Source organism: Bradyrhizobium sp. MOS003 (genome assembly GCF_003020125.1).
Lineage (GTDB): Bacteria > Pseudomonadota > Alphaproteobacteria > Rhizobiales > Xanthobacteraceae > Bradyrhizobium.
In genome coordinates this window covers 715,207-739,087 of the sequence record NZ_PYFW01000001.1, presented here as the reverse complement: position 1 = coordinate 739,087, position 23,881 = coordinate 715,207, and the positions used below count along the sequence as shown (strand labels likewise).

Annotated in this window: 24 protein-coding genes; 4 read left to right on the top strand and 20 right to left on the bottom strand. The window is 64.9% G+C overall.

Annotated features, from left to right (window positions below; translation table 11 throughout):
* Positions 1–129: 129 nt before the first annotated feature.
* Both argF and C7G42_RS03470 read right to left on the bottom strand, forming a co-directional pair.
* Positions 130–1,065, bottom strand: a complete 936-nt coding sequence (argF, locus tag C7G42_RS03475) for an ornithine carbamoyltransferase (RefSeq protein WP_106947670.1) — start codon at positions 1,063–1,065, stop codon at positions 130–132.
* Positions 1,065–2,273 carry an aspartate aminotransferase family protein gene (locus tag C7G42_RS03470; protein WP_106947669.1) on the bottom strand — a complete coding sequence of 403 codons (1,209 nt, stop codon included), beginning with the start codon at positions 2,271–2,273 and terminating at the stop codon, positions 1,065–1,067. The genes argF and C7G42_RS03470 overlap by 1 nt, the downstream gene beginning before the upstream one ends.
* Before the next feature lie 455 nt (positions 2,274–2,728).
* Here C7G42_RS03470 and C7G42_RS03465 point away from each other — a divergent pair, with 455 nt between their 5' ends.
* The gene (locus tag C7G42_RS03465; RefSeq protein WP_014491301.1) at positions 2,729–3,241 is read left to right on the top strand and encodes a GcrA family cell cycle regulator; all 513 of its coding nucleotides are present in this window, start codon (positions 2,729–2,731) and stop codon (positions 3,239–3,241) included.
* A 219-nt stretch (positions 3,242–3,460) separates the two neighbouring features.
* Here C7G42_RS03465 and phoB read toward each other — a convergent pair whose 3' ends face one another.
* The 14 genes from phoB to C7G42_RS03395 all read right to left on the bottom strand — a co-directional run bounded on the left by phoB (position 3,461) and on the right by C7G42_RS03395 (position 15,658).
* Positions 3,461–4,168, bottom strand: coding sequence for a phosphate regulon transcriptional regulator PhoB (phoB, locus tag C7G42_RS03460; protein ID WP_094976360.1), 708 nt, complete (start codon positions 4,166–4,168; stop codon positions 3,461–3,463).
* Positions 4,169–4,190: 22 nt separating this feature from the next.
* A complete protein-coding gene (phoU, locus tag C7G42_RS03455) occupies positions 4,191–4,907 on the bottom strand; it encodes a phosphate signaling complex protein PhoU (RefSeq protein ID WP_106947668.1) in 717 nt (238 codons plus the stop codon).
* Positions 4,908–4,918: 11 nt separating this feature from the next.
* A complete protein-coding gene (gene pstB, locus C7G42_RS03450) occupies positions 4,919–5,740 on the bottom strand; it encodes a phosphate ABC transporter ATP-binding protein PstB (protein WP_063199660.1) in 822 nt (273 codons plus the stop codon).
* Complete coding sequence (pstA, locus tag C7G42_RS03445; RefSeq protein WP_106947667.1) at positions 5,737–6,588, bottom strand: phosphate ABC transporter permease PstA; 852 nt, start codon at positions 6,586–6,588, stop codon at positions 5,737–5,739. Before pstA ends, pstB begins: the two co-directional genes overlap by 4 nt.
* Before the next feature lie 4 nt (positions 6,589–6,592).
* The gene (gene pstC / locus C7G42_RS03440; RefSeq protein WP_199580625.1) at positions 6,593–7,582 is read right to left on the bottom strand and encodes a phosphate ABC transporter permease subunit PstC; all 990 of its coding nucleotides are present in this window, start codon (positions 7,580–7,582) and stop codon (positions 6,593–6,595) included.
* Between the two features lie 138 nt (positions 7,583–7,720).
* Positions 7,721–8,734: a phosphate ABC transporter substrate-binding protein PstS gene (gene pstS / locus C7G42_RS03435; RefSeq protein ID WP_106948832.1), complete on the bottom strand. Its 1,014-nt coding sequence runs from the start codon at positions 8,732–8,734 to the stop codon at positions 7,721–7,723.
* A 144-nt stretch (positions 8,735–8,878) separates the two neighbouring features.
* Positions 8,879–10,177: an ATP-binding protein gene (locus C7G42_RS03430; protein ID WP_106947665.1), complete on the bottom strand. Its 1,299-nt coding sequence runs from the start codon at positions 10,175–10,177 to the stop codon at positions 8,879–8,881.
* A 29-nt stretch (positions 10,178–10,206) separates the two neighbouring features.
* Entirely contained in the window at positions 10,207–11,259 is a 1,053-nt protein-coding gene (locus C7G42_RS03425) for a lysylphosphatidylglycerol synthase domain-containing protein (protein ID WP_106947664.1), read from the bottom strand.
* A gap of 426 nt (positions 11,260–11,685) precedes the next feature.
* On the bottom strand, positions 11,686–12,117 hold the full coding sequence (locus C7G42_RS03420) for a GNAT family N-acetyltransferase (protein WP_106947663.1): 432 nt from the start codon (positions 12,115–12,117) through the stop codon (positions 11,686–11,688).
* A 19-nt stretch (positions 12,118–12,136) separates the two neighbouring features.
* Entirely contained in the window at positions 12,137–12,364 is a 228-nt protein-coding gene (locus C7G42_RS03415; RefSeq protein ID WP_106947662.1) for a SelT/SelW/SelH family protein, read from the bottom strand.
* 11 nt (positions 12,365–12,375) lie between these two features.
* Positions 12,376–13,281, bottom strand: coding sequence for a haloalkane dehalogenase (locus C7G42_RS03410; RefSeq protein ID WP_106947661.1), 906 nt, complete (start codon positions 13,279–13,281; stop codon positions 12,376–12,378).
* Positions 13,278–13,868, bottom strand: a complete 591-nt coding sequence (locus tag C7G42_RS03405) for a TetR/AcrR family transcriptional regulator (protein WP_106947660.1) — start codon at positions 13,866–13,868, stop codon at positions 13,278–13,280. Before C7G42_RS03405 ends, C7G42_RS03410 begins: the two co-directional genes overlap by 4 nt.
* A gap of 96 nt (positions 13,869–13,964) precedes the next feature.
* Positions 13,965–14,261, bottom strand: coding sequence for a hypothetical protein (locus C7G42_RS03400; RefSeq protein WP_199580624.1), 297 nt, complete (start codon positions 14,259–14,261; stop codon positions 13,965–13,967).
* A gap of 2 nt (positions 14,262–14,263) precedes the next feature.
* The gene (locus C7G42_RS03395) at positions 14,264–15,658 is read right to left on the bottom strand and encodes an OmpA family protein (protein WP_106947658.1); all 1,395 of its coding nucleotides are present in this window, start codon (positions 15,656–15,658) and stop codon (positions 14,264–14,266) included.
* Positions 15,659–15,821: 163 nt separating this feature from the next.
* Between C7G42_RS03395 and C7G42_RS03390 the strand changes: the two genes are divergently transcribed.
* From C7G42_RS03390 to C7G42_RS03380, 3 genes are all read left to right on the top strand, one after another.
* Complete coding sequence (locus tag C7G42_RS03390) at positions 15,822–16,880, top strand: polysaccharide deacetylase family protein (RefSeq protein ID WP_106947657.1); 1,059 nt, start codon at positions 15,822–15,824, stop codon at positions 16,878–16,880.
* An 89-nt stretch (positions 16,881–16,969) separates the two neighbouring features.
* On the top strand, positions 16,970–17,770 hold the full coding sequence (locus tag C7G42_RS03385; RefSeq protein WP_106947656.1) for an SDR family NAD(P)-dependent oxidoreductase: 801 nt from the start codon (positions 16,970–16,972) through the stop codon (positions 17,768–17,770).
* A 398-nt stretch (positions 17,771–18,168) separates the two neighbouring features.
* Positions 18,169–18,930, top strand: a complete 762-nt coding sequence (locus tag C7G42_RS03380; protein ID WP_106947655.1) for an outer membrane protein — start codon at positions 18,169–18,171, stop codon at positions 18,928–18,930.
* Positions 18,931–19,035: 105 nt separating this feature from the next.
* Here the strand turns inward: C7G42_RS03380 and boxB are convergent, their stop codons facing one another.
* The 4 genes from boxB to C7G42_RS03360 all read right to left on the bottom strand — a co-directional run bounded on the left by boxB (position 19,036) and on the right by C7G42_RS03360 (position 23,793).
* Complete coding sequence (boxB, locus tag C7G42_RS03375) at positions 19,036–20,487, bottom strand: benzoyl-CoA 2,3-epoxidase subunit BoxB (RefSeq protein WP_106947654.1); 1,452 nt, start codon at positions 20,485–20,487, stop codon at positions 19,036–19,038.
* A gap of 145 nt (positions 20,488–20,632) precedes the next feature.
* Positions 20,633–22,321: a 2,3-epoxybenzoyl-CoA dihydrolase gene (boxC, locus tag C7G42_RS03370; protein ID WP_106947653.1), complete on the bottom strand. Its 1,689-nt coding sequence runs from the start codon at positions 22,319–22,321 to the stop codon at positions 20,633–20,635.
* Between the two features lie 98 nt (positions 22,322–22,419).
* Positions 22,420–22,956, bottom strand: coding sequence for a DUF309 domain-containing protein (locus C7G42_RS03365; RefSeq protein ID WP_106947652.1), 537 nt, complete (start codon positions 22,954–22,956; stop codon positions 22,420–22,422).
* Between the two features lie 18 nt (positions 22,957–22,974).
* Positions 22,975–23,793 (bottom strand): alpha/beta fold hydrolase, encoded by an 819-nt coding sequence (locus C7G42_RS03360; protein ID WP_106947651.1) that lies wholly within the window; start codon positions 23,791–23,793, stop codon positions 22,975–22,977.
* Between the last annotated feature and the right edge of the window lie 88 nt (positions 23,794–23,881).

The window sequence follows — 23,881 nt, the reverse complement described above, 5'->3', positions numbered from 1 at the left end:
CGATGACAACTCCGAGTCATCGCCAAATGACGTCCTGTGGTTATGGATCCCGGATCTGCGCGCCGCCGTGCGGCGCTTGTCCGGGATGACGGCGGAGAATGGAGCCATCAACCCGGCCCCACCATGAGATCACTTCACCGCGTCGAAGCACCAGGCCAGAATGCCCTTCTGCGCGTGCAGGCGGTTTTCGGCCTCGTCGAACACGACCGATTGCGGACCGTCGATCACGTCATCGGTGACCTCCTCGCCGCGATGGGCGGGCAGGCAGTGCATGAACAGCGCATCGGGCTTGGCCAGCGACATCAGCTTGCCGTTGACCTGATAGGGCTTGAGCACATTGTGGCGGTGCTCGCCTTCCTTGTCGCCCATCGACACCCAGGTGTCGGTGACGACACAGTCGGCGCCGCGCACGGCGGCCTCCGGATCGGTACCGAGCATGATCGGCGCGCCGGTCGCCTTGATGAAGTCGCGCATGACTTTCTTCGGCGCGAGTTCCGGCGGGGTAGCGACGTTGAGCTGGAACTTGAAGCGCTCGGCGGCATGGGCCCAGGACGCCAGCACATTGTTGTCGTCGCCAGTCCAGGCCACAGTCTTGCCCTCGATCGGGCCACGATGCTCCTCGTAGGTCATGAGGTCGGCCATCACCTGGCAAGGATGCGAACGCCGCGTCAGGCCGTTGATGACGGGCACCGTCGCATATTCCGCAAGCTCCAGCAGCGCATCGTGATTGAGGATGCGGATCATGATGGCGTCGACATAGCGCGACAGCACGCGGGCGGTATCGGCGATGGTCTCGCCGCGCCCGAGCTGCATCTCGGCACCGGTGAGCATGATGGGCTCGCCGCCGAGTTGGCGCATGGCGACGTCGAACGACACGCGTGTCCGGGTCGACGGGCGCTCGAAAATCATCGCCAGCGTCTTGCCTTCGAGCGGCCGCACCGGCTGCTGCGCCTTCTGCTTCGCCTTCATCGCCGACGAAGCTGCAAGCATGCGCTTGAGCTCCGACAACGGCAGCTCGTTGATATCCAGAAAGTGCTTCGGAGTTTTATTGGGGGACTTGCTCATCAGCTTGCCGCCCGCTCGGTCTGGCTGGACGAGATCGCGGAACAGGCGCGCTCCAGCCGCCCGACGCTGTCCTCGATCTCGGCTTCGGTCACGATCAGCGGCGGCAGGAAACGCACGACATTGTCGCCGGCCCCGACGGTGAGCAGCTTTTCATGACGCAGCGCCGCGACGAGATCGCCGGAGGGCACCACGGCCTTGATACCGATCAGCAGGCCCTCGCCGCGCACTTCGCTGACGACATCGGGATAGCGGTCGATCACGGAGGCAAGCTTCTGCTTCAGAAGCAGCGACATTCTCTGCACGTGGTCGAAGAAGCCGGGCTCGAGCATGACGTCGAGCACGGCGTTGGCGGCCGAGATTGCCAGCGGATTGCCGCCGAAGGTCGAGCCGTGCGAACCGGGCCCCATGCCGGCAGCCGCATCCGCAGTCGCCAGAATGGCCCCGATCGGGAAGCCGCCGCCGAGCGCCTTGGCCAGCGACATCACGTCCGGCGTGACGCCGGTGCGGCGATAGGCGAACAGATCGCCGCTGCGGCCCATGCCGGTCTGCACCTCGTCGAAGGCGAGCAGCAGGCCCTTCTCGTCGCAAAGCTGGCGCAGCGCCTTGAGGAAGCCAGGCGCTGCCGAGCGCACGCCGCCCTCGCCCTGGATCGGCTCGATCAGGATGCCGGCGGTGTGCGGACCGATCGCCTTCTTGACGGCCTCGATGTCGCCATGCGGCACCTGGTCGAAGCCTTCCATCGGCGGACCGAAGCCTTCGAGATATTTTGCCGAGCCGGTCGCAGCCAGCGTCGCCAGCGTGCGGCCGTGAAAGGCGCCTTCGAAGGTGATGATGCGGTAGCGCTCCGGATGCCCCTTGGAGAAGTGGTGATGGCGCACCAGCTTGATCACGCCCTCGAGCGCCTCGGCGCCGGAATTGCAGAAGAACACGAAGTCGGCAAAGCTCTCGTTGCAGAGCCGGTTGGCGAGCTTCTCGCCATCGGGGCTCTGGAACAGGTTCGACATGTGCCAGAGCCTGGTCGCCTGCTCCTGCAGCGCCTTGATCAGATGCGGATGGCAATGGCCGAGCGCATTCACGGCCACGCCCGAGGTGAAATCGAGATAGCGATCGCCATTGGTCGCGATCAGCCAGCAGCCTTCGCCGCGCTCGAAGCCGAGGTCGGCTCTGGCGAAAACGGGGAGCAAATGCGGCGCTGCGCTGTTGGTCATGATGTCACTTGAATGTTGCGGACGGTGGCACGCGTGCATTGCGCAACGCACCATCCACCGGCCCGGAAAACGAAACGTGCCGCCTTTTAAGGGCGGCACGCGGGACCATCTTATGCCTGGCAAGACGGGTGTCAATGCCGCCGGAAAGCCTCGGGAAACGCTGAATCCGTAGTCTTGCGGTGCCGATTTTGCGGGTTTTCACCACGGAACATGTGGAAGCGAGTCGGCGGACTCTTGCGCGGGAGTCACGCCATATTGTAGCGTTTGAATTGTCAGATACGACATCTCGTGCAGCGGTTCTGATCTCAAGTGCCCTCATGTACCGGCGTAAACGTTCGGGCGTCAGTTACGCGCCCGGCGAGCCTTAAGGGATTCTGGCAGCACGGGTTTTTCGAAGCTTAGCAATCGCCGCATGGGCGCCAGCACGGCAGCCGCGCAGCGAGGGAAAGGGTGCAATGACGGTTTTGACCTGGTCCGATGATCGCGTCGAGCAGCTGAAGAAGCTCTGGGAGGCCGGGCTTTCGGCCAGCCAGATCGCAGCTGAGCTCGGCAATGTGACCCGCAATGCCGTGATCGGCAAAGTGCACAGGCTCGGTCTGTCCGGCCGCGCCAAGAGCCCGTCATCGGCCGCGCCCCGGCCGCGCAAGGCGCGCCCCGCACAGCACATGATGCGGGTGACCCGCCCGATCGCGCGCGGCAACACCGCGCTGGCCCAGGCCTTCGAGGTCGAGGTGGAGGCCGAACCGGTCACCTACGACAACGTCGTGCCGATGAGCCAGCGGCTGTCGCTGCTCGAACTGAACGAGGCGACCTGCCACTGGCCGGTCGGCGATCCCTCCAGCCCGGACTTCTTCTTCTGCGGCGGCAAGGCGCTGTCCGGCCTGCCCTACTGCGCCCAGCACTCGCGCGTGGCGTATCAGCCTGCGGCGGACCGCCGGCGCGCACCGGCGAAGCCGGGGCCGCGGTAAGTCAGCCGATTAATTGACCGCAAGGATGGCGCCGTCATAGGACGGCGCCTCAACCAACTCGGTGTCGTCCCTGCGAATGCAGGGACCTATGACCTCGGGGCGAAATTGCCGCTCGAGATGGTCACTCCGAGTCTTCGCCAAACCACCTTCTGCGAGTGGGTCCCGGATCGGCGCTACGCTCCGGACGACACTGTGTGTGTCGCCAGAGCTTCCCACCCCCTACGCCTGCTCCGCCTTCGCGAAGCGATCGTCCAGCGCGTAGCCGGCGCCGCGGACGGTGCGGATCGGGTCCTGCTCGCGGCCGAGATTGAGCAACTTGCGCAGGCGGCCGATATGGACGTCGACGGTGCGCTCGTCGATGTAGATGTCGCGCCCCCAGACGCTGTCGAGCAGCTGCTCGCGCGAGAATACGCGGCCGGGATGCTCCAGGAAGAACTCCAGCAGGCGATATTCGGTCGGGCCGAGATCGATCGGCCGGCCCGAGCGCGCCACGCGGCGCTTGTCGCGGTCGAGCTCGATGTCGCCATAGGCCAGCACGGTGGCGAGCCGCTCGGGGCTGGCGCGCCGCAGCAAGCCCTTCACGCGTGCCAGCAGCTCCGGCACCGAGAACGGCTTGACGATGTAATCGTCGGCGCCGGTCGCGAGCCCCCGCACCCGCTCGCTCTCCTCGCCGCGCGCGGTGAGCATGATGATCGGCAGCTGCTTGGTGTCGGGCCGGGTGCGCAGGCGCCTGCACAGCTCGATGCCCGACAGGCCCGGCAGCATCCAGTCGAGCACGATCAAATCGGGGATGTGCTCCTTGAGGCGGGTGTCGGCGTCGTCGCCGCGCATGACCGTCTCGACGTCATAGCCGTCGCCTTCGAGGTTGTAGCGAAGCAGCTCGGTGAGGGCTTCCTCGTCTTCAACCACCATAATGCGTGCGCCCATGGTGTCGTCGCTCCTTAGGTCTTCAGCTATTCGGGATCGTCGTGGCGAAGGTGGTCATATCGCCCTTCGGCCGCTTGTCGGTGATCGCCTGGCCCTCGATCATGTAGAACACGGTCTCGGCGATGTTGGTAGCGTGGTCGCCGATCCGCTCGATGTTCTTGGCGCAGAACATCAAATGGATGCAGAACGAGATGTTGCGCGGATCCTCCATCATGTAGGTGAGGAGCTCGCGGAACAACGAGGTGCAGATCGCGTCGACCTCCTCGTCGCCCTTCCATACCGCCATCGCTGCCGGCAGATCGTGCGCGGCATAGGCGTCCAGCACGGACTTGACCTGCTGCTGCACGAGGTCGGTCATGTGCTCGAGGCCGCGGAACAGTTTGAGCGGATGGAAGTCGGTCTCGAGCGCGGCGACGCGCTTGCCCATGTTCTTGGCGAGGTCGCCGATGCGCTCGAGGTCGGTCGCGACGCGCATCGCGCCGACGATCTCGCGCAGATCCACCGCCATCGGCTGGCGGCGGGCGATGGTGAGCACCGCGCGTTCCTCGATGCGCTTTTGCAGCGCGTCGAGATCGGCGTCGATGGTGACGACGCGCTGGCCGAGCGGCACGTCGCGGCGGATCAGCGCGTCGACGGAATCGACGATCATGCGCTCGGCGATGCCGCCCATCTCGGCGACCAGGCGGGTGAGTTCCTGGAGGTCGGTGTCGAAGGCCTTTGCGGTATGTTCGGTACCCATGTCGCGTCTCCTCAGCCGAACCGGCCGGTGATGTAATCCTGCGTGCGCCGGTCGGTCGGCGACGTGAAGATCTTGCTGGTGTCGTCGAACTCGATCAGCTCGCCGAGATACATGAAGGCGGTCTTGTCGGAGACGCGCGCGGCCTGCTGCATGTTGTGGGTGACGATCGCGATCGTGTAGTTCTCGGACAGTTCCTGGATCAGCTCCTCGACCTTGGCGGTCGAGATCGGGTCGAGCGCCGAGCAGGGTTCGTCGAACAGGATGACTTCGGGGCGTACCGCGACGGTGCGGGCGATGCAGAGGCGCTGCTGCTGGCCGCCGGAGAGCGACAGGCCGGAAGCATTGAGCTTGTCCTTGACCTCGTTCCAGAGGGCGCCGCCGCGCAGCGCCTTCTCGACGCGGTCGTCCATCTCGGACTTCGAGATCTTCTCGTAGAGGCGGATGCCGAAAGCGATGTTCTCGTAGATCGTCATCGGGAACGGCGTCGGCTTCTGGAACACCATGCCGACCCGGGCGCGCAGCAGATTGAGGTCGAGCTTGGGGTCGAGGATGTTGGTTTGGTCGAGCATCAGCTGGCCGGTGGCGCGCTGGCCCGGATAGAGGTCGTACATCCGGTTGAAGATGCGCAGCAGGGTCGACTTGCCGCAGCCCGACGGGCCGATGAACGCCGTGACGCGGTTGGCGCCGAGCGTCAGGTTGATGTTCTTCAGCGCGTGGTGCTCGCCGTAATAGAAGTTGAGGTTGCGCACCGTCACCTTGGCGGGCGCCTCGGGCAGCACCGGCGCCTGCGGAAGGCCCCCGGACGCGCTCATCGATACGGAAAGATCACTCATTTTGCGGTCCTCTCGGCGCCAAGGATGCGCGCGCCAATGTTCAGGGCAAGCACGGTCAGGGTGATGAGCAGGGCGCCGCTCCACGCCAACTGCTTCCAGTAGGCGTAGGGGCTCTGCACGAAATTGTTGATGGTGACAGGCAGGTTGGCCATCGTCTTGTTCAGGCCGAGGCTGAAGAACTGGTTCGACAGCGCGGTGAAGAGCAGCGGCGCGGTCTCGCCCGCGACACGGGCGGTGGCGAGCAGCACGCCGGTGATGAGGCCGGACCTAGCCGCACGATATGCGATACGCTTGATCACCAGCGAGCGCGGCAGGCCCAGCGCCGAGGCCGCCTCACGCAGCGGATTCGGCACCAGCAGCAGCATGTCCTCGGTGGTGCGCAGCACGACCGGGATCACGATGACGGCGAGCGCCAGGCCGCCCGCGAGCGCGGAGAAGCCACGCATCGGCACCACCACCGCGCCGTAGATGAACAGGCCGATGATGATCGAGGGCGCCGAGAGCAGGATGTCGTTGATGAAGCGGATCACCGAGGTCAGGCGGTCGTTGCGGCCGTATTCGGCAAGGTAGGTGCCGGCGAACAGGCCGAGCGGCGCGCCGATGCCGACGCCGATCACCGTCATGATGATCGAGCCGACGATCGCGTTGCGCAGGCCGCCTTCGGTCGAACCCGGAGGCGGCGTATCTGCGACGAAGAGCTCGAGATTGAGGCCGGCAAGGCCGTTGAAGAACAGCGTGATCAGGATCAGCGCGAGCCAGGTGACGCCGAAGACAGCCGCGGCGAAGCAGAGCCCGCGGATGATGATGTCCGTGCGGCGACGACGCGAATAGATCGGATTGAGGGCCATAACCTTACTTTCCCGCCTTCCTGTCGAGCCGCATCAGCATCAGCCGCGCGGCGGCCAGCACGAAGAACGTCAGCACGAACAGCAGGAGGCCGAGCAGGATCAGGCCGGACTGGTGCAGGCCGTCGCTCTCGGCGAACTCGGATGCGATCGCCGCCGAGATCGTGGTGCCCGGCGCGAAGATCGATGAGGAGATGCGGAACGAGTTGCCGATGATGAAGGTCACCGCCATGGTCTCGCCGAGCGCGCGGCCCAGCGCCAGCATGACGCCGCCGATGATGCCGACGCGGGTGTAGGGGATCACCACGCTGCGGACGACCTCCCAGGTGGTGCAGCCGACGCCGTAGGCGGCCTCCTTCAGCACCGGCGGCACCGTCTTGAACACGTCGACCGAGATCGAGGTGATGAAGGGCAGCACCATGATGGCGAGGATCAGCGCGGCGTTGAACGTGCTGAGATAGGACGGCGGACCCGCGAAGATGGCGCCCAGCACCGGGACACCGTCGAAGATTTTGATCATGAAGGGCTGGAAGCTGTTGGCCAGGAACGGGCCCAGCACGAAGAAGCCCCACATGCCGTAGATGATCGAGGGAATGCCGGCGAGCAGCTCGATCGCCATGCCGATCGGGCGGCGCAGCCATTGCGGGCAGAGCTCGGTGAGGAAGATCGCAATGCCGAGACCGACCGGAATGGCGATCAGCATCGCGATGAAGGAGGTGACGAGCGTGCCGTACATCGGCCCGAGCGCGCCGAGCACCGGCGGATCGGCCGACGGCGCCCAGCGCTGCGTCCACAGGAAGGAGAAGCCGAATTCCCTCATCGCCGGGTACGCGCCGACGATCAGCGAGATGATGATGCCGCCGAGGATCAGCAGCACCGAGATCGCGGACAGCCGCGTGATCCAGTAGAAGGTGACGTCGCCGAGCTTGAACGCGCCCAAGGCCTTGGCGCGATCATACGGTCCGGCGTCGTCGATGATATCGCTCTGAACGGCCATTTCTGCCACGCCGATCCCCTGTACCCGTTATATGCGCTTGTTGCCGGTTGTTGTGGTCTTGCGCTCCGGACGCGGCGCGAGGCCGATCCGGAGCGGAGGTTTTTCGAACTCCCGGAGTGATGTCCGGGACAGGAGCTCTTAGCTCTTGATATCGGCAGCCCAGGTCTTCTCGATCTGCTTGACGACGGTGTCCGGCATCGGAATGTAGTCGAGCTCTTCCGCCGCCTTGTCGCCCTTCGTGAAGGCCCAGCGGAAGAACTTGATGGCTTCCTGCGAGGCAGCCTTGTCGGTGGCGTCCTTGTGCATGAGGATGAAGGTCGCCGCGGTGATCGGCCAGGACTTCTCGCCGGGCTGGTCGGTCAGGATGACGTAGTAGCCGGGCGCCTTGGCCCAGTCGGCGTTGGAGGCGGCCGCCTGGAAAGCTTCCACGGTCGGCTGCACCGGCTTGCCGGCCTTGTTGACGAGACCGGTGTAGGTCAGCTTGTTCTGCTTGGCGTAGGCATACTCGACGTAGCCGATCGAGTTCTTGGTCTGGCCGATGTTTCCCGACACGCCTTCGTTGCCCTTGGCGCCGACGCCGACCGGCCACTCGACCGCGGTGCCCTCACCGACCTTGCTCTTCCAGTCCGCGCTGGCCTTGGAGAGGTAGTTGGTGAAGTTGAAGGTGGTGCCCGACCCGTCCGAGCGGCGGACCACGGTGATCGCATCCGACGGCAGCTTGACGTTCGGATTGAGCTTCTTGATGGCCGGATCGTCCCACTTGGTGATCTTGCCGAGATAGACGTTGGCCAGCGTCTCGCCGTCGAACACCATCTCGCCGGGCTTCACGCCCTCGAGGTTCACCACGGGAACGATGGCGCCCATCACCATCGGCCACTGGACGAGGCCGTCCTTCAGGAGCTGCTCGGCCTTGAGCGGCATGTCGGTCGCGCCGAAGGTCACGGTCTTGGCCTGGATCTGCTTGATGCCGCCGCCGGAACCGATCGATTGGTAGTTCAGACCGTTGCCGGTCTCCTTCTTGTAGGCGTCAGCCCACTTCGAATAGATCGGGAACGGAAAGGTCGCACCGGCACCGGTGATGTCGGCAGCAAAGGCCGCTGTCGTCGAAGCGGCAACCATGCCGGCAGCGACGATCGTTTTGAGGAAATTCATGCTGGTCTCCATACAGGGAAGCGAAGCGCCAACAGCGCCCGATCGCGCTCCCCACGCCGCCCCTTTAGGAGCGGTCGGCTGTGCTTTTACGAAGGTTTCGTGACAGTCGGATGACACACTTAGGCGATTGTAATCGCTTAGGTTTCAGCTCGCTACCGGACCCTTCGCCTGGGGAAAACAGGCGGTGAAGGTGGCGCCCTGCTTGGGCACGCTCTCGATCAAAAGCCGGCCGCGATGGCGGTTAAGAATATGTTTCACCAGCGATAATCCGAGCCCGGTGCCGCCCTGAGAGCGGCTGTCGCCGACGTCCACCCGGTAGAACCGCTCGGTCAGCCGCGGCAGGTGCTCCGGCGCGATGCCGGGGCCGAAATCGCGCACCGTGATCCGGACTTCCTGGGTTCCATCAGTGGCCGCGCCGGATGTCAGTGACACGACGACGCGTCCGCCGGAGGCGCCGTATTTGAGCGCGTTCTCGATCAGATTCTCGAACAAGCGGAGCAGCTCCTCGCGGTCGCCCGCGATCATCACCGGCCCCTCCGGCAACTGGATCTCGACCTCGACCTGGCGCTCGCGCGCCAGCGGCTCGAGCCCGTCGGCGACCTGGCGGATGATCGGCAGCAGGTCGACCAGGGTGTCGGGCCGGACATGGGCCGACAGCTCGACCCGCGACAGCGACAAGAGGTCGTCGATCAGGCGCGCCATGCGGGTGGCCTGGTTGTGCATGATGCCGAGGAAGCGCTCGCGCGCCTTGGGATCGTCCTTGGCCTGGCCCTGCAGCGTGTCGATGAAGCCAGACAGCGCGGCGAGCGGCGTGCGCAGCTCGTGGCTGGCATTGGCGACGAAGTCCGCGCGCATCTCCCCGACCCGTCGCAGCGGCGTCTGGTCGTGGAAGGTCATCAGCATGCATTTGTCGGCGCCGCCGAAGCTGGTCGGCACCGGCACCGGCGTGATCATAAGCTCCATCCAGCGATCGACCGGGACGTGGTCGAGATAGGTCGCGCGCCGGGCCTCGGTGGTCGCGATCGCTTCGCGCAACGCCGTGATGATCTCCGGTGAGCGCAGCGCGAACTGGGCGAGCTCGTTCCGGCGCAGCGCCGGCGCGAGCTGGGCGGCGGCGGCGTTGAGGTGGATGACGCGGCCGGCGCGGTCGAGCAGCACTGCCGGATCCGGCATGCCGGCGACGACCGCCGCCACCGCCGCGCTCTCGACCGGGTTGATGCGCCTGACCTCGTCGCGGGACGCGGCGGGATCGTGCAGCCGCCACGGGACCAAGGCCGCAGCGGCGACGCAGAGGAACACGATCGCGGCGTGAAGCGCGGACAATTCGCCGAGCGAGACCACGACGGAGAGCGCCAGCGCCGCGGCGATCAGGATCACGGTCGAATGCCGCAGCCGGTCGGACCAGGGCTGCGCGGAGGGAGGAGATGGGGCGTCGATCGCCATCGGGACGGACTTCTCCTGGAGGACCGGTCCTAAGATTTGTCGCTGCGCTCTCGCACATAAGCGGCTTTAGGCGCCGGGCCAGGGTCGAGCTTGAGCGCCGCCTGCTGCAGGCGCTTCGATCGTGCGCCGATGATAACTTCGCGAAACGTCAGCAAGATTACAGAGATGACGAAGGGCGAGAGATAATAGAGGACGCGGAATAGCAGCATGCCGCCGAGCAGCTCCTCGCGGTCCATCTGCCAGAGGCCGACCAGCATGGCGGCGTCGAACACCCCGAGCCCGCCGGGCGAGTGGCTGGCGAAGCCGAGCAGGGTGGCCGAGACGAAGATCACGGCGACCACCACAAAGCCGAGATTGGGCTCGTCAGGGACCAGCACATACATCGCGAGAGCGCAGAAACCGAGGTCGATGATGCCGATCGCGATCTGGAGCAGCGTCAGCGGACCGCCCGGCAGCTGCACGGTCCAGGGCCCGCGGCCGACCACGCGCGGCTGGGTCCAGACCCAGACCACGTAGCCGACCAGCCCGACGATGATCATCAGGGCCAGCGTCCGGTTCAGCCAGGGGGGCAGCTGATCGATCGAGGCGGCCGCCTCCGGATGGTAGGCGATGCCGAGGCCGAGCACGGCGGCATTGCCGAGCCAGAAGGTCAGGCCGGCGAGGAAGCAGATCTTGGCGACATCGATCGCGTTCAGGCCGTAGGCCGAATAGATGCGATAGCGCACCGCGCCGCCGGTGAAGACGGATGCGCCGACATTGTGGCCGATCGAATAGCTGGTGAAGGCCGCGAGCGCGTTGATGCGATAGGGCACATGGGCATGGCCGATCGCGCGCACGGCGAACAGGTCGTAGAAGGTCAGGGTGAAATAGCCCGCAGTGACGAACAGCGCCGCCATCGCAATCTGGCTGGGCTCGGTGCTCTTGATCGCTTCGAGGACTTCGTTGAAATCGATGCCTCGCAGCATGTGGTAGAGCACATAGCAAGCGATGCCGATGACCGCGACGCTGATCACAACGCCAAGCTTATGCAGGATTTGCTTCTGGCGCAGAAACGACACCGCTCTGCGTATGGCTTCCAGCATCTAGACCTCGAACAACGCTTCAGCGGCCAGGGTGGCCGGCGAACATGCAGACGACGCACAGGCACTCAACGAACCTTCGCCGCTGGCTCCGGCTTCGCGCATGCCCCCTGCCCCTCCACTAGCGCGTTTTGGGGCGGAGTGGAATTCGCCAATTCGAACAAAAACACGTGCATTCAATATTTTAGGCAGGGTTGCGGGCTCCTGATGCACGGTTTGGCGCCTTCGGCGGCAGACTGGACGCGAATCTCCATGGCGATCCTGCGCAGGCGCCATGAAAGTTTGATGATTTCAGCCGCCCAATGTTCCTTCGCGCCTTAAGTCGACGTCAATCTATGGGCCGCGTCCGCCTGTTGAAAGAGGGGGCAATCCCGGCCTTCTTCACGGGTCGTCCGATGCGCCGGAAGGTCGCGGGCCCCCGGCTCGGCCTCATGGTGCAGTCAGATAGCCGCGGCCATAAGCACCGGCCTGATCCTCGAAGATCGCCATGGCCGTGGTCATCCGCCTGAAACCGAGGCGTTCGTAAAACCCCTCCTTGCCAGGGACGGCGTAGAGGATGATCTTGCGATGACCGCGGCAGTGCACAAGCAGACGCTCGATGATGTCGCGGCCCAGACCTCGTCCCTGGCGGTCCGGGTGCACGGCGACATCACAGAGATAGGCGCAGTCGCGGCCGTCGGCCAGCACGCGACCTGCACCCACGATGCGACCATCCTCATTGGCGAAGACGCGAAACATGCTGTTGCCGAACACCAGCGCGAGATCCGCCGGATTCTTGTTGCCCAGCGGCGCGATGCGATAGAGTTCGGACAGCTCATTCCAGTCGATCCCGGCGAGATCGTCTACCCAGACAATTGACATCGCTAAAGCCCTCCGAGGCTCAGTCCCGCGCGGCGTTGACGGCAGCGACGATGTCGTCGCCGTCAGGGAAATGTCCTTTGCTGCGACTGGCAACGACCCGGTCACCGAGCTTGACCTGGAAGACGCCCCCCTTGCCCGGGACGAGATCGGCTTCCAACCCCAGTTGTCGGTGCAGCGCCGCGGCCGCCTCTTTGGCGCGTTTCTCGTATCCGCACGGCCGGCAATAGATGATGGTCACGTCCGACATCTCGTCCTCCTTCAGGCCGCAAGCTGGGGACGCACCGCTTCGATTCCGGCGATCCAGCCGGCAACGGAACGGCCGATCGCGTCGGGGTGATCCTCCTGGAGGTAGTGCAGGCCGGGCCCAAGGCGGACGAGCGCGCAGTGCTGCAGCGAGGCCGCGAAGGTCTCGGCAAATTCGGGAGAGACGACGGCGCCAGGCTCGCCGGTGAACAGCAGCTTTGGATAGGAAGACGCTTCGAGCGCCGCATGAGCCATTTGGAGCGCTTGATAGACGTCTGCGGGCTCGCCCGCGATCGGCAACTCACGAGGGAATGCGAGCGTGGGACGGCGGCTGTCCGGCGTCGGAAACGGTGTGCGATAAGGCGCCATCTCGTCTTCGCTCAGGGTGCGCATGATGCCGCCCGGCAGGACGCGTTCGACGAACGCGTTCGCCTCCAGGATCATGGCCTCCCCCTCGCCTTGCGTCCTGAATTTGCGGAATGTCTGGCGCGCAGCTTCGGCCTGGTGAAAATCCTGCCAGGTCGGCATCGGCCGGATGAATTCCATGAAGGCGAGGCCGCGCACGAACGCCGGCCGGCGCGCCGCGAGATGAAACGCGAGCGCAGTGCCCCAATTCTGCGCGACGAGATAGGCCGAGTCGATGCCGAGCTGTTCGATCAACGCGTCGAGATAACGGACATGGTCGAAGAAGCGGTAGTCGATGTCGGGCTTCCCGGACCGGCCGAAGCCGATGAGATCGGGCGCAATGCAATGCGCCACCGGCGCAACCAGCGGCAGGATGTTTCGCCAGATATGCGAGGACGTCGGATTGCCGTGAAGGAAGAGCGCGACCGGCGCGTCCTGCGCACCTGTCTCGCGATAAGCCATCGTGCTTCCCAGCACGGAAGCGCTGCGGATCTGGATCTCGGCTTGCTGGCTCATGTCGGCTCCTTGAATACAGTTTTGAAGGCGATGGTCTTGAAGCGCTCGAGCGCCTTGGGCGAGCGGTCGACCTTCATGCGCAGGATCGCGCCCTGCCAGGACGCGAGCAGGAAGTCGGCAAGCTCCCCGGGCTCGAATTCGGAATCGATTTCGCCGCCGCTTTGCGCCTCGCTGATGCAGGCAGCAAAAGGCATGCGCCACTCGGCAAAAATTTCGGCAAGGCGGTTGCGCAGCATGTCGCTGCTGCCGGCCGCTTCCAGGCTGAGATCGCCGATGAGACAGCCGCGTCCGTAGCCGTCGGCTTCGAGCCGGCCGGTGATGATGTCGAGATAGCGTTTGAGCCGCGCCCGCGGGGTCAGCGACGTGTCTTCAAGAGCCTCCGCGACCAATCCCTTCGTGATCTCGAAATAGCGATCGAGCACCTCCGAGGCGAACGCTTCCTTGGAACGAAAATGATTGGTGAAGGACCCCAGCGGAGCGCCGGCCGCGGTGGTGACATCGCGCACACTGGTGCCGTGATAGCCGGTCCGGAACATGACCTTCAGGCCGGCGTCGAGGATATCGTCTTTGAGTGAAGGCTTGGGCATGAGAAAATAATACGTACGTACGTATTATTGTCAAGCCAGCTTATGCGGCGGTCCTTGGGATTCCCGCAACAGGAGAGAGGCCTTGGCGACCCGGATTCAGCCTGCCGGCTGGCTGCGCGAGACCACGCGGTCGCGCAGCCAGGCGCCGATGGTGCAGCCGATGAGGTAGCAGGCAAGCATGATCAGGCCGAGGTCGAGCCAGTAGCCGAAGCGGCCGGGGACGACGCGTGCGAACGAGGCCGCGACCAGGGCGGCAGTAAGCGCGGCGAGCCAAGTCGCGGTCGCCTTCGAGGTGCCGTGGCCGCGCTGGACCACCGAGATCCAGCCCATGCAGAAGCCCAGCAGCAGCGAGCCGATCAGCCAGCCCAGATGGAACGAGACGAGATAGGGCATCGTCACCTCACCAGAAATTCGATGCGGCGGTTCTGCGCCTTGCCGTCATCGGTGTCGTTGCCGGCGACCGGCTGCGTGCTGCCATGGCCGATTGCGGTGAAGCGGCTGGCGGGCAGGCCGGCCTTGACCAGATAGTCGATCACCGCCTGCGCACGCTTTTCCGAGAGAGCCCGGTTGAAGCCGTCCTCGCCGTCGGCGTCGGTATGTCCGGCAATTTCGACATTGGTGGTGGGGCAGCGCAGCGCCGTCTCGATCAGATGATCGAGGATGGCGGCGGAATCCGGATCGATGTCGGCGCGCTTGGCCGCGAAGCGGATCTTGCCCTTGGCGAGAAGGTCCGTGAACAATTGCTGGCACACGGTGCCGTCGACCGGGCCTGCCGCGGGCTTCACGGTGATCTCCGGCTTGTACTGCCAGTTCTTCGGGAAGTCCTTGCCGAGGCCGGCGCGGATGTCGTTGGCGGCCGCCTCGTAGAGCGCATCGCCCGACAGCTTCACCTCGCGGTCGGAGACCACCAGCGTGCCCGTCGACAGCCGCGACAGCGCGCCGAGTGCGGCGATCACGGCCGTGTTGAAGGAGCCGGGCGCGCCGACGCTGGCCTTGAGATTGTCGACGACCTTCTCGGTGAAGAATTTTCGCGCGGCGCTGGTGGCGATCGCCGCGTGGATGGTGTTGTCGGGCACGTAGCCGGTCAGGGTCACGGTCGCGGCGACCGGATCCTTGTAGGCCTGGAAGATATAGGGCGGCGCCTTGACGTCGTTGGCGGCGATCGAAAAGCCCTCGGGCAGGTTCTTCAGCGCCGCCACGATCGCCTCGCGGCCACCGAGATCGCGCGCCATGCCCGAGAGATTGACCTTGGTGTCCGTGATCGTGATCTTGCCGTCCTTCAGCTTGCCGATCTGGTCCAGCAACAGCATCGCGGCGGCCTCGAACCGCGGCGGCGCACCGCGCGCCAGCCCCATCTGATCGGCCACCTCGACGCCGCCGACCTCCTTGCGGGCCGCCTCGGTGAGCCGGCCTTTCATCGACGGCAAGGGCGCGGAGCCCGACAGCGTCACCCGCACCACGTCGCGCTCGGCGTTCCAGACGAAGGGTTTGGCCTCGGGAACAAGGCGGGTCCGGTCGTCGACCAGGCGCACGCCGGGGACGGTCTCGACTGCCGTCACGGCGTCCCGGCGCCCCTCCTCGGAGAAGGCGTCCGCGGCCAGGCTGACGTCGCGGCCATCGACCGCGATCCGGGTCTTGTCCAGAACGGTATCCTTCAGCGCCGCCGAGCTGCGGGCCGACAGGTCGGCCTCGACCGGCAAGGTATTATTCCAGGCCGCAAATCCCCACATGACGGCCAGGGGAATCAGCCCCAGCCACCATTTGCTGGCCCACGTGAAAAGCTTCTGCATTCGACGACCCGAAATCTGGAAACGGAGACAAAACAAACCCTTGGCAGGCTGTCAAACCGGAAATGGCGCCCTTCCGAGGCGCCGGCTCGACAATCCGACTAACTTTTTCTTCAAGGGTTCTTCCGTAAGTTGCGGGCGGAATGCCAGAGTCTGCCAGCCGGTCATGAAACAACTGCGTAACAATGTCATCCGCGCCGGGCTGGGAGCACTTTACTTCAGCGGCGCGCACCATCTGCTGCGCCCGCTTTTGTCGGGCGTCGGCGCCATTTTCATGCTGCACCACGTGCGGCCGGCCCGTGAGGCCGCGTTCCAGCCGAACCGGCATCTCGAAGTCACCCCCGAATTCCTGCGCGCGACGCTGTGCCATCTGCGCGCGCGCGATATCGACATCGTCAGCATGGACGAGCTGCATGAGCGGCTGGTGCAGGGCCGGTTCGACCGCCGCTTCGCTGCCTTCACCCTCGACGACGGTTATCGCGACAATCTCGACTACGCGTTACCCGTGCTGCGCGAATTTGACGCGCCTCTTGCGGTCTATGTCGCGAGCGATTTTGCCGAAGGCACCGGACGGCTGTGGTGGACGGCGCTGGAGGCCGTGATCGCCAAGGCCGAGCAGATCGATGTCACCGTTGGCCATTCCGCGCTGCGGCTCGATGCGACGACGCCTGTGGCCAAGCAGGCAGCGTTCGACCGCCTGCACGACTGGCTGCGCGCGCTGCCCGGCGAGCACGATCTCAAGCGGGAGATCGAGGCGCTCTGCGCGACGCACCACGTCGACATGGCCGCGCTGTGCCGCAGCCTCTGCCTGTCCTGGGCCGAGCTGAAGAGCTTTGCCGCCGATCCGCTGGTCACGATCGGCGCGCATAGCGTCAGCCATTGCAACCTCGCCAAGCAGGCCGAAGACGTCGCCGCGCAGGAGATCGCCACGAGCCGCGCGCGGATCGAGCAGGCGCTGGACCGTCCCGTGCTGCATCTCGCCTATCCCTATGGCGACCGCGAGGCCGCAGGCGTCCGCGAATTCGGCCTCGCTGCAACGGCGGGCTTCAAGACCGCGGTGACGACGCGGCCCGGCATGCTGTTCGCCGACAATGCCGCCCACATGACGGCGCTGCCGCGCGTCTCGCTCAACGGCAATTACCAGGACGCGCGAATTTTGCCGGTGCTGACCTCGGGCGCCGCGACCGCGATGTGGAACGGTTTCCGCCGGTTCGCGGCGGCGTAGACCGCATTCTCCGCTGGTGGCTACTCTCAGCCCCTTCCTTGACTCCCTTCCCCTCCCCGCCCAAAACAGCGCCAACAAAGGGAGGCACCATGTTCAACGACCTGTTCTCGCTCAAAGGCCGCGTCGCGCTGGTGACCGGCGGCTCGCGCGGCATCGGCAAGATGATCGCGGCGGGATTTCTCAGCGCCGGCGCCGCAAAGGTCTACATCACCGCGCGCAAGGCCGGCCCGTGCGAGGCCACCGCCAAGGAGCTCAGCGCGCAATATGACGGCGAATGCATCGCGCTGCCGATCGACATCTCGACCGTCGAAGGCTGCGACAGGCTCGCTTCCGAGATCATCAAGCTGGAGCCGAAGCTCGACATCCTCGTCAACAATGCGGGTGCGGCCTGGGGCGCAGAGTTCGACGAATTCCCTGAAAGCGGCTGGGACAAGGTGATGGACCTCAACGTCAAGTCGCTGTTCTTCCTGACCAAGGCGCTGGCAAAACCGCTGCGCGCGGCGGCCTCGCACGAACGGCCGGCGAAGGTGATCAACATCGCCTCGGTCGACGGCATCTTCGTCAATCCCAGCGAGACCTATTCCTACGCCGCCAGCAAGGCCGCCGTGATCCATCTGACACGGCGCATGGCGACCAAGCTGGTCAAGGACAACATCAACGTCACCGCGATCGCGCCGGGGGCGTTCAAATCCGACATGAACCGGGCCGCGCGGGACCACGCCGACGACGTCGCAAAGCGGATTCCGGCGCGGCGCATCGGCAGCGACGAGGACATGGCGGGCGTCGCGATCTATCTCGCCTCGCGTGCGGGCGATTACGTGGTCGGCAACACCATCGCGGTCGATGGCGGCGTGGTGTACGCCAATGCGGGGCTGGAGATCGCGGGGTAGGCGGAGCGCGTCAGCGGATTATGGAAAGCAGGCGGCGGCGCCCACACGCCGCTGTCGTACCCCGGCTTGACCAACGGCCAACCTGTCAGTGATGTGTCCGAACAGGTGTCAGCTATGTCTCCGGTCTAAACATCAAGCCGGGCGATGACAGTCTTCGTATGGCGCAGTCGTCGCGCGGGCGCATGTCGAGCACCGGCCAGAACCGTCTCATGGCGCGGTTGACCAGAGTCTCCGTCGCCGAAAGCCGATTGCGGCGAGCAGCCACCACCGAGGGCTGCTCTCGTCGGTCGCCGCAGCCCCCTTTTGGAACTCACTGTGTCGTTCCGGTGATAGCAATCTGCCTGAAACCAAATAATCTTCGAACCAAATTTGCGATGCAAGACAGGGTTGCCAATACGATGAAGGTAATCGCCACAATCGCCATTTCGGCGGCACTCACTGGATCGGCTGTTGCTGCGGATCTGGCAGCCCGGCCCTACACCAAGGCGCCGGTCCCGGTCGCTGCCGTCTATAACTGGACCGGCTTCTATGTCGGCGCCAACGGCGGCGGTGGCTGGGCCCGCAAGTGCTGGGACAATTTCTCCGTGCTCGGTGTTCCCGGGCCGGTCGCCACCGAAGGATGCCACGATGCGACCGACGGCACGGTCGGTGGCCAGATCGGCTATCGCTGGCAGGCCACCAACTGGGTTTTCGGTCTCGAGGCGCAAGGCAACTGGGCCAATTTCACGGGGTCCAATACCAGCCTCGTATTCCCCGCCCCCTTCGGCCAGATCAACCGCAGCAAGGTTGACGCCTTCGGCCTGTTCACCGGTCAGGTCGGCTACGCCTGGAACAACGTCCTCTGGTACGTGAAGGGTGGCGCTGCTGTCGCCCACGACAAGTATGAGGGTATCGACATCCCGACCGGCGCCGTGTTCGATCGTGCGAGCGAGACCCGGTGGGGTGCCGCCGTTGGGACCGGCATCGAATTTGGCTTCGCCCCGAACTGGTCGCTCGCGGTCGAATACAATCACCTGTTCATGGGCAAGCGCGACATCAGTTTCAACTTTGTGCCGCCGTTTGCGGGCCCCTCGCGCAGCGACACCATCCGTCAAGATGTCGATGTGGTCACCGCCCGCATCAACTACCGCTTCGGCGGCCCGGTCGTCGCCCGCTACTGATCGAAAGACGCTCTCTCGGACAACAAAGCCCCGGCACCGTGCGGGGCTTTGTTTTGATTGGTTTGATGATCCGTCGATCGGTGACGGCCATAGCCGGCGATCGTCTTACGACTCGATTTTCACGTACTCGAAATCGCCGGGCTTGTTGTCGATGCCGACCTTCGGCGGTGAGATCCACGAGGCGAACTTGCCGCTTTCGGTGACGGGCTGCATCAGCGAGGTGATGAAGTCGCCGTCGGCGGTCGAGGGCAGCCAATCGTCCTTGCGCTTCGCCCAAGTGGCATCGTCGATCAGGAGGCCATCCGGCGTCGCATGGATGCTCTTGAACTCACCGATGTGGCGGTGGAAGGCGACGTTGGGCAGCTTAAGCTGGAAGTCGTAGCCCGCGGTCGTGATCACCTTGTTCCAGCGCAGCAGGCCCTTGACGCAATCCTGGCTGTAATCGTCGCGCAGACGCATGTTGAGCGCGGTCAGCGCCGGCTCGTCGACCAGCTTGATCTCGCCGTCGATGAACTTCAGCACCGGATAGGTGGCGTTCTTGAGCTGGTGATCGTCCTCGATCTGGGTCTCGTGATAGCGGCCCTTGATGCCGGCGTTGAAGGCGTTGGCCGCGTTGGTCGAGACCTCCGAGCCGAACAGATCGAGCGACAGCGTGTAGTGCAGGTTCAGCTTCTTCTGGATGGTCGGAAGATCGATCACCCCGAGCGCGCGGACCTTGGCGATGTCGGTGGGATCGGTGATGCCGGCCTCGCGCATGGCATCGCAGGTGCGCTGCACGACGCGGGTGATGCCGGTCTCGCCGACGAACATGTGGTGGGCTTCTTCCGTCAGCATGAAGCGGCAGGTGCGCGACAGCGGATCGAAGCCGGACTGCGCGAGCGAGTGCAGCTGCATCTTGCCGTCGCGGTCGGTGAAATAAGTGAACATGAAGAAGGACAGCCAGTCCGGCGTGGCCTCGTTGAAGGCGCCAAGCATGCGCGGCGCGTCCGCATCGCCGGAGCGGCGGCGCAGCAGATCATCTGCTTCCTCGCGGCCGTCGCGGCCGAAATATTTCTGCAGCAGGTAGACCATCGCCCAGAGATGGCGGCCTTCCTCGACATTGACCTGGAACAGATTGCGCATGTCGTAGAGCGAGGGCGCGGTCTTGCCGAGATGGCGCTGCTGCTCGACCGAGGCCGGCTCGGTGTCGCCCTGGATCACGATCAGGCGGCGCAGCATGGCGCGATGCTCGCCGGGCACTTCCTGCCAGGCCGGCTCACCGTAATGCTCGCCGAACGGCACGACGCGGTTTTCTTCCTGCGGCGCAAGCAGGATGCCCCAGCGATAGTCGGGCATGCGGACGTAATCGAACTTGGCCCAGCCGCGCGGATCGACGGAGTAAGCGGTGCGCAAATACACCAGCGACTCCTGAAAGCCTTCCGGCCCCATGTCGCTCCACCAGTCCATGTAGCCGGGATGCCAGCCTTCGAGCGCCTTCAGCACCTGGCGGTCTTCGGCGAGATTGACGTTGTTCGGAATCTTGGTCGAGTAGTCGACGTTCATGATGTTCATGTTCATGGCCGTGCTCCTTGGGTTCTTGTCCCGGACGCTGCGCAGCGCGAAGCGGTGCGCTGCTGAGCCGGGACCTATGTTCGGTCCACTATGGGGCCCGGTTCTGCGCTGCGGCATTGCATGCCGCAGCGCGCCCGGGACACGTTCGTCGTCACACTCGCGTCATGTCGAATTTCGGCTTCTGGCCGCTGCCGTAGCGGCGCAGCGCGCCTTCCTCGCCGACGGCGTTGGGGCGCTGGAAGATCCAGTTCTGCCATGCGGTCAGGCGCGAGAAGATTTTCGATTCCATCGTCTCGGGGCCGACGAAGCGCAGGCTCGCTTCCATGCCGGTGAGGCTGTCGGGCGAGAAGCTGGCGCGTTCCTCGAGGAACACGCGGACCTCGTCGTCCCAATCGATGTCGTCGAGGGCGAAGGTGACGAGGCCGAGCTCCTCGGCCGGCTCGGCGTCGAGCGCGGTGCCAAGCGTCGCTTCCGCGCGCTCCACATCGGCGGGATCGGCCTGGAAGCGCGATTGCAGCCGCGTCAGGCCGTGGCTCATCGGATAGGGGCCGAAATTCATCGCGGAGAGCTCGATCGACGGCGGCGGGCGGTTGTCGCCCTGGCGCGTGCCGATCAGCATGTAGGAGCGGTCGGCGGCGAAGACGAGCTCGGCGAGCGTGCCGGCGAAGCAGGAGCCGGGCTCGACCAGCGTCACCAGCGTGCGCGAGGTGACGTCGATGCGCTTGAGCACGCGCTTCCAGTAATGCCTGATTTCGTTGACCAGCCAATGCGCCTTGTTGGCTTCGAGGAACGCATCGTGCGCGAGCACATGGGCGCGGTCGCCATGGCTCTTGAACACCAGCATCGCGATCTCGAGCTCGTTGATGCGCAAGTGAAGAATGGCATCGTCGAGCTCGCGCGCAACCTGAAGCGGCCAGAACGACGCGCCCAGCGCCATCATGCCGTCGATGTCGGCGGGTGCGGCGGTCTCCGGTGCCTTGATCGAGATGGTGGCGATGCGGGCCGTGCGATCGATATCGACCGTGACGAACTCGTAGCGGATGCTGGTCTCGTCGATGACGCGCTTGAGTGGGGAGAGCGTAATGCCCTTGCCGCTGCCCTTGCGCTTCGATTGATCCGCGAACTCCTTGGCGCGCTCGGCGATCTTGCCTTCGAGCTTGCTGTTCGGCACGATCTCGTCGACCAGGCGCCATTGCACGGCGCGCTTGCCCTTCACGCCTTCCTCGATGGTGCAGAAGAAATCGGCATGGTCGCGACGCACCTTGCGCTTGTCGACGACGCGGGTGAGACCGCCGGTGCCCGGCAGCACCGCGAGCAGCGGCACTTCGGGCAGCGCGACGGCGGACGAACCGTCGTCGGCGAGGATGATGTGATCGGTCGCGAGCGCCAGCTCGTAGCCGCCGCCGGCGGCCGAGCCGTTCACCACGGTGATGAAGCGCTGGCCGGAATTCTCCGACGAATCCTCCATGCCGTTGCGGGTCTCGTTGGTGAACTTGCAGAAATTGACCTTGTGGGCGTGCGTGGAGCCCGCGAGCATGCGGATGTTGGCGCCGGCGCAGAACACGCGGTTCTTGGCCGAGCGCAGCAGCACGACCTTCACTTCCGGATGCTCGAAGCGCAGGCGCTGCACGGCATCCGCAAGCTCGATGTCGACGCCGAGATCATAGGAATTGAGCTTGAGCAGATAGCCCTCGAACAGGCCGCCGTTCTCGTCGACATCCATGGTCAGCGTCGCGACGTCACCCTCGACCGCGAGCTTCCAATGCTTGTAGCGGGAGGGTTCGGTCTGGAAATCGATGAATGTCGCGCCGCCTGCGAGGCGCCGATCTTCCCCGGCCATGGGCCACCCTTGAGCTCGTTTTGGTTTAGCGTTAGATGCACAATAGTGCATCTTTTAACATGCGTCCACCCCTCAACTGCGTCCACATGCACTTTGTTTCATGCAATCGGCTGGGACCGCACAATCGCGCCAAGCGCGATCCAGTCAGCCTTCGAGAGCTGCGGGCGGCCGATCTTGGCCTGGAGCAGCGCCACCACGGCGGCAACCGGAAAGCTCTCGACAAAACCATCGCCGGCCGGCGCCGCCTTGCGCGAGGTGAGCGACGTCAGCTCCGCAAGCGCGTCGCCGAACAGGCGCGCGGCCGAATGCGCCTTCTGCATGCGCAGCCGCAGATTGGCATTGGCGATAAGGATGCAGGCGCGCAGCAGGATGCGCTCGCGGCCGCTCTGCGGGGCTGCGGCCCAGACCGTCTCCAGCACCTCCTGCGCTTCCCAGAAATAGCCGCGGTCGTTGAGCGCGAGCCCGTAGCGCAGCGCCGGGTGGCGGGCCGGCACGTAGCCGCGAAAGGCCGAGGGCACCAGCGCCTTGGCCAAACCAAGCGTCTCGTCATCGGCCTCGATGCCGCCGGTCCCGCCCGGCACATAGGCCCATTGCGGCCACGGCAATGGGCCGGTCACATGTGAAGGCACATTCATGGATGTGCCTCCGCATGGTCATGCGGCGCGTCCCTGAAGTCCCTGATCGTCGCGCAGGGCCGCTCTTGCAAATTGCTCAATCGCGTCAAGCGTCGCCCCCGGCGCTTCACGATGCGGGGAATGGCCCGCGTCTGAAATGACTTTAATATCGACCGGACAGTAGCACTCTTCCTGCGCAATTTCGACCTGACGCAGTGTCCCATATTGGTCGCCTGCACCCTGCAGGATCATGATGGGAACGCGGATATAGGCCAGATATTCCGAGATGTCCCAGTCGCGGAATTTCGGATCGAGCCAGGCCCCGTTCCAGCCGTAAAAGGCGTTGTCGACATCCTTGTGCCAGCGCGCCAGCTTTGTCTTGAGGTCGGTGGTCTCGTAGGTGGCCTTGATCGCGGCGATGGATGTCACCGAGATGTCCTCGACGATGAAATGCGGAGCGAGGAGCACGAGTCCCTGCAGGCGGTGGTCCTGATGCGCGCCGGCATAGATCGTCGCGATCGAGGCGCCGTCGGAATGGCCGAGCAGCAGGCCGCGCCTGAAGCCGATCGCGTCGAGCAGCTTCGGCAGCAAATCCAACGCCTCGCGCTGCATGTAGTCGAGCGGCCGCGGCAATGTCACCGGGCTCGACTGACCGTAGCCCGCGCGCGAATAGGCGAAGATGCCGGCGCCTGTGGCTTGTTGCAGCTTCTCCGGGAAATCGCCCCAGAGGCCGACGCAGCCGAGGCCTTCATGCAGCATGACGATGGTCGGCGCATCGGCGGATGCGGGGGCGAGCCATTTGTATTCGAGGCTGGCGCTGCCGATGGTGAGGAAGCCGGTAGGTGTGAGATTGGTCATGCTATTGCTCTTGTCTCTCCGCCGTCATGCCCGGGCGTAGCCGTCTGAAGGACGGCGTCGCTTCCGCTCGCCTATGCCCGGGCATCCA